This is a genomic window from Bradyrhizobium sp., assembly GCF_035570375.1.
Lineage (GTDB): Bacteria > Pseudomonadota > Alphaproteobacteria > Rhizobiales > Xanthobacteraceae > Bradyrhizobium.
The window spans coordinates 40,637-46,636 of sequence record NZ_DATMLW010000259.1 but is presented as its reverse complement, the minus strand read 5'-3'; the positions used below and the strand labels follow the sequence as shown (position 1 = coordinate 46,636).

At 61.4% G+C, this 6,000-nt stretch carries 4 protein-coding genes and 1 tRNA gene; all 5 read right to left on the bottom strand.

The annotated features are described in order from the left end of the window. The coding region (locus VNX23_RS28920; RefSeq protein ID WP_325634991.1) for a DUF4339 domain-containing protein at positions 1-822 on the bottom strand (822 nt) is incomplete at its 3' end. A 1,144-nt stretch (positions 823-1,966) separates the two neighbouring features. Beyond that, the gene (locus VNX23_RS28915; protein ID WP_325634990.1) at positions 1,967-2,353 is read right to left on the bottom strand and encodes a hypothetical protein; all 387 of its coding nucleotides are present in this window, start codon (positions 2,351-2,353) and stop codon (positions 1,967-1,969) included. Positions 2,354-2,774: 421 nt separating this feature from the next. After that, a tRNA-Thr gene (locus tag VNX23_RS28910) sits at positions 2,775-2,850 on the bottom strand. A 175-nt stretch (positions 2,851-3,025) separates the two neighbouring features. After that, a complete protein-coding gene (locus VNX23_RS28905) occupies positions 3,026-4,696 on the bottom strand; it encodes a heme biosynthesis protein HemY (protein ID WP_325634989.1) in 1,671 nt (556 codons plus the stop codon). 7 nt (positions 4,697-4,703) lie between these two features. After that, positions 4,704-5,885 (bottom strand): hypothetical protein, encoded by a 1,182-nt coding sequence (locus VNX23_RS28900; protein ID WP_325634988.1) that lies wholly within the window; start codon positions 5,883-5,885, stop codon positions 4,704-4,706. Between the last annotated feature and the right edge of the window lie 115 nt (positions 5,886-6,000).

The window sequence follows — 6,000 nt, the reverse complement described above, 5'->3', positions numbered from 1 at the left end:
AGAATTCAACAGTCCTAAGACGACGACAACCTTGGCTACCGTTGCCCAACCTGCCCGCTTTCCGACTTTTTGGCGTCTAGCAATTAAACGGTTTGCGGATCGCCACACGCCTGTGACCTGCCAGACGGTAAAAGCGATTATCAGCAGCCAAACGCAGGTCAAAGAACCGAAGATTGCACGTGGCTCATATCCTCTGTCGGTTTGAAATAGCATAACGATACTGACAGCAAGAAAAGCGACAGCAATATTTCCGATGAAACCAAACAGCCAGTAAGAAATGCCCAGCGAATATTCCCCGCGCCAGTACCGCGCGATGAAGTTGTTTCGCCTGTTCGGGTCCAACGGTGTCTCGAAAATATTCTCTGGCTCTTCGAATGTGCTTGGGTCCAGCACGCTCTTCCGTCGAGACCTTCCCGATGCAAAATCGACTACCCCGCCAACAATGAACCCGAGCACCACACAAATTGCGACCGTCCCGATTATGAACCCAACGTTTTCGAAGAGGCCGCTACCCTCCCAGCGTTTGAATTTTGGCCCTCTCCATTCGAAAAGATAATCTGTGAGCACGACTGTCAGACCTACGTACATTCCATAGAGGGAATATTGTCGCTTGCGCGAAATCTGCTCCGATGCCTTTACTAATCTGTCTGGGACGACAATGTCGAACAGCTGGCTAGCTGGCATCCAGTCATCCAGACCGGGACGCCATACGCTGACGACTTTCCGATCATCGAATTTCGTGAGGAATTGGATAACGTCGGCATGGGACATAGGCCCACGTTGAGAAGCGCCGTCAAAGACGTACCACTCGGCTGCCGTCACGGATGGGAGCCCCCGCCCAATTTATGCTCCAATATTATCAGGCTTAGAACGGGCTGCAACCTCACCGTGCTAATTGCTAAAGATAAAGGACCGTCGCCCCGCGCAGGGGTCCTTTGTCGGCCACGTTTCTGGCGCTGCGCCCCGCGGCGCCTTCAAGATTAAACACCCAAACCGAACCGGAAAAAAACACAGCTAACTTTATAGTTTTAGGATAGAGAATGTGAACCAGTAAATCGAACTGCCCATTGAGCGGGGGGCGGAACATACATGGCCGTTTGCGACTATTGCGGGACGACGTACCGGGGCGGGGCAGCCGTGCACGGCAAACTTCGGTTCTGCACGCATCAATGCCGGGATCGCGGTAAAGTGCTGGAGGTTTTGGACTACGTCGCTCCATCTATTGTGGATGAGGAAATTGAGCGTGTTCGGTCGCAGCCTTGCCCGGAATGCGGAGGACTTACGAGTGTCGACATACACAAGTCGCACCGCATTTGGTCGGCCATGGTTTACACGACATGGAAGACCGAGAGCCATTTCTGCTGCCAATCCTGCGGGCGGAAACATCAGTTGAAGTCGCTCGCGTTTTCGGGATTGCTTGGATGGTGGATGCCTGTAGGGTTTCTCATCACGCCGTTTCAAATAATCCGAAACGTGAAGGGCATGTTGCGGCGAGGTAACAATGCGTCGGACGATTTGCAGAGAAGCGTCAGGATAAATTTCGCACAAAGAATTCTAGAGCAGGCATCAAGACGATAAAAATGGGTCGTGGGCTGCATCTCATTCAAGTGGAAAGCCTCGATGGGTCGTATGATCTGGCAATTTGCCCCAGCAGCGCCTTCGCCTCCTTCAGATCAACAGTGTCGAAGCCTTCGGTGAACCAGCCGTAGATGGGCGCGAGCAGTTCGCGTGCTGCGGCTTCCCCTGATCACGCCAGAGCCGCGCCATGCTCATCGCAGCGCGCAGTTCCCAGGACTTTGCCTGCTGACGTGCAACCGCGTGCGCTCGCTCGAAACAGGCTTCGGCTTTTGCTGCATCCGGCTCTGGCGACATCAAGGGCGATTTCGCCAGCGATGCGATTAATCCTTCATCCGATACGCGATGGGACGTGAGCGCCAATCCGAAGCTTCCTATCAGCGACGTGTCATTAGCTTTTAACTAGGTTGCTGCCCTTGTAGTACTGAAGCACTCGGTTGAAGATTTCGACGCTTAGGAAGGCTCCTAGCTTTGCTTTTCTCTCTGCTTCAGGGTTTGGCGCATAAACGATCTCGCGACCAATTTCGGCGAGTTCGATCTTCTGGGCACTTGATGTGCCAATTGTCAGACCAATAGTCGCGGGATGCAGCACACAAATAGAACCACGCATTGCCCCCGGTGCCTGCTCCGATCGCCTTCTTATTTCTTCAGGCTCCCAGGGATTTCCACCATTGTGGTCCTTGATCGCGGATGGGATTTTGAGCGCCTGCTCGAGGGTTGCGCGAGGAAACGGCCGACGGACGCGTTCCTTCTTCGCCTTGATCGCTTTCTTGACCATCAGAGAATTACCCCCGCCCGCCCGGCAACCCCGAATTGATCCACTGAATTTTGTATCGATCAGGTCGTGCGCCCCCGGATGCACGTTCAGGGTTCGGAGTCGGACAGCCAGCCAGAAATCAATCGAGAGGCGGACGTGTCGGTCCCTAATAGGACCCCGTGAAACGCCCCGTATCCGGTTCCCCGTGAGTTATTTTTGATCGAAGGCCCCCCACAGCCGGGAGCATCAAAACTCACAGGGGAAGCCTCGTTTGTGGGAACGTGTATGGGTAGAGGTGGAAAAATCAAAAATATCCAAGTGATTTCAATGGGCTTGGTGCCCAGGAAATCGCACCGTAGCGAAACCCCGTCGTAACATTGGTTATGACATTGATTAATTCAGGACCCTGCGCCGTCATGCGAGCTTAAGCTGTTGATTTCCTTGGTGCCGCAAGAGGGACTCGAACCCCCGACCCCGTCATTACGAATGACGTGCTCTACCAACTGAGCTATTGCGGCGGACCAGACTTAATTTTCCGCGTTCGGCTGCGGGGCCGACAACGCCCGCACCTGATATCGGGCACCGCTGCGATTGGCAAGAACAACGCTCATCCGCCTTTACGACAGATTTTTGGGCCGGTTTCGACGGCAAAATCGCCTGCTGGTCACCCTGTCTCCAACTCAAAAAACCGCTTTAGCCGCCCCAGCGGGACAAAAAACCGCGCCAGCCACCGGCCTGGCCCTCCGCCGGGCCGGCCCGTTCGGCGAAATCCGGCTCGTCGTCGACCCCGGGATCGTCGGGCGCGCGGACAATCGGGATGATGGCCGGGATCGGCGGGGCTGGTTTCTCGCCTGTTTTCGCAAAATCGGTACGCGCGCGGAACAAGGGGGGCGGCGCTGAGGCGGCAACGGCCTCGGCAGCGGGCGGGGATGCCGCCTCGCCGATTGCGGGCTTGGGGGGCGAATTGTCCTGCGCCGCAGGTGGCGGTGCCTCGGCCTCGTGCGGCGGCTCGATCCGGTGCGGGGTCGCGAGCATCGCCTGCTCGAAGGGCGAAGGTTCGATCGCGCCGCTCTTGTCGGAGGGCAACGCCGACACCGGCACCTGCCACTGGAACGCATCGAGCCTTCCTGAGACCGGCGACACCGGCCGCCACCGGTCGGAAACGTAGCCATCCGCGGTCCAGGCCGGATCGTGACGTGCGCGCACCGCGCGCAGCGTCCAGGCGCGCGCCTTTCCACTGTCGCCATGCTCGGTGCGTTCGATCTCCGCCATCAGCATCGCCACGCGCTGCGTCGGAGCCTCGATGAAGGGAGCGAGCGCCTCGCGCGCGCGCGCAAATTCCGATGCATCGATGGCCGCGCGTGCCACCGCGAGCGCGCTTTCGGGATGACCCGGCGCTTTTGCCGCCAAAGTTTCCATTCGCACCAGACGCTGGCGCGCGGAATCGCCTAATCTGACATGGGCATAGGCGTCCGCCAGATCGGGATGCGGATGCGCAAGCCACGCCGCTTCCACGATCCGCATCGCGCGCCGGATTTGATGTGCCTCGCTTTGATATTTGGCGGCGAGCACCGCGGCGGGAACCAGCGTCGGCGCCAGCTTGACCGCCTCCATCACATTGTCGCGCGAGGCGTCGCGATCGACCGTTTCCAGCTCGAGCGCTCGCGCCGTCAGCAGCACGCCACGCTGCCGCCGATAGGTCGGCTTGTCGATCAGGCCCGAAGCCAGGTTGTTGTCGAGGATCGCCAACGCACCGCTCCAGTCGGCCCTCGCACAGCGAAATCCGAGCACGGCGTGCGAGGCCCAGGTCGAGGAGGGCGAAAGCTTCAAGGCCTCTTCCGCGATGGAGACTGCAGCGACCGGATCGTCGGCGCGCTGGGCCTCGATGAACAAGCCGCGCAGGCCAAGCAGCCTTGTCTCCTGGCGCTCGGCCATGGCCCGAAACGCTTCGCGCGCGGCATGACGGTCGCCTTCGAGCTGCGCCGACTGCGCGTGCAGCAAAAGCGACAGCGGATCTTCGGCGGCATGGCGGCGCGCGACGTCGGCGTGCATGCGGGCGGCACTGGAATCGCCGTGGCCGATCGCGAGCAGGCCGTGCGTGATGGCGTGACGGCCCCGCGCGCGCCGGCGTTCGCGCTGATGGCGGCGGATCTGCTCGGGCAGGCGCCACAAGCCGCGCAGAATTCCCCAGGCCATCATCGCAGCGACGATCGCAACGCCAAGCGCCAGCGCAAACACCGGAAGCGTGGTGTGCACGCGCCAGCCACCCCAGGAGAGCGCGACGTCGCCCGGTTGATCGGCAACCCAGGCGGCGCCCGCGGCTGCCAGCGCAATCAGCAACAGGAAGAGGATGATCCGGTACATCGAGACCCTATTGCGCCGGCTTGCCGGGCTGCGCCGCCTTGTCCGGCTGGGCTCGCCCGGCAAGCGCCGCCATCGCCTCTTCGGCGAAATGATGGGCGGCGGCAAGCGCCACGTCGCGCTCATTGGCCTTGTCGAGCCATGCTTGTGCCGCGGCGCGATCGGCCGGCGCAAGCGAATTCAGCTCGCGCCGCGCATCGGCGAGATCATTGCGCAGCGCCGCCGCCGTGACACGGGCGATCACGGCGTTGCGGTCATTGCCGACGGCATCGGTGCGCTCGATGCGAACGAGCTTCGCGGCCCCTGCCTGCAGGCGATCCATGATTCCGGTGCCGGTGGTTTTATTCTCCGGCGCCGGCGGCGACAGTTTTGGCACCAGCGCCGACAGCTCGCGGCTGAGGCTGGCATGGCTCGGAACTCCGGTGGAGGCAAAGCCATCGAGCGGCTTCAGTTGTTCCGGATCGGGCGCGAGCGCCTTGGCGGCGGCGAGCGCGGCGACAAAGGGCTCACCCTGGCGAACCGAAATGTCGAGCACGGATGCGGCCACGACCCGTCGAAGCGCGGTATCGTCGGCGGGCTTGTTGGCGGCTTGCGCGATCTCGGCGCTCTCGGCGCGTCGCGAACGTTCGAGCTCGTTCAAACGTTCGTTGATGCCGGAAAGATCGGGCGCGGCAACCTCGCGCGGCGCCGATTTGAGCGCGTTGAGATCGCCCGCCATTTTCTCCGACTGCGCGCGGGCGCTGGCGGTCTCGGCTCGCAGCGAGGCGAGCGATTTATCCAGCGCATCCAGCCGTGCCGTCAGCGCCGGGTCGGTCGGCGCGGGCACGGGCTTGACGGAGCGCGCCTCGAGATCGGCGACGCGGGAGGCGAGCGTATCGATGGCGCTCGCATTGTTCTGTGGACTGGCGAGCGGCGGCGACGTCTCGCCCGGCCATCCGATACCCCAGGCGATGGCGACGATCACCGCCGCCGTGAGCGCTGCGGTAACGGCTGCCACCATGGTCGCAGAAAGCACCTTGGCCAGTGGCCGCGGGAAGGACCAGGAGGACGCTTGCGTTGGCTGCGCGCCGGCATCGGGATCATCGGCTGGCGCGGATACCTCCGAGGCTTCGAGGTCGATGGTCGGCGGCGGTCGCTTTGCCCGGCCCTGTTCGGACGGCTGCGAGGAGTCTTCGGGCTTGTGTTCGTCCATTCCCTTCGGTTCCTCTTTAGGTGTCAGCCGAACCCGGCAAACGAATCGGTCTGGTTGCAAAAGCGCGTCCACCCCGCATCAAGCCTGCGGAGGGCTAGTGTGGTGGTTCAGAAGT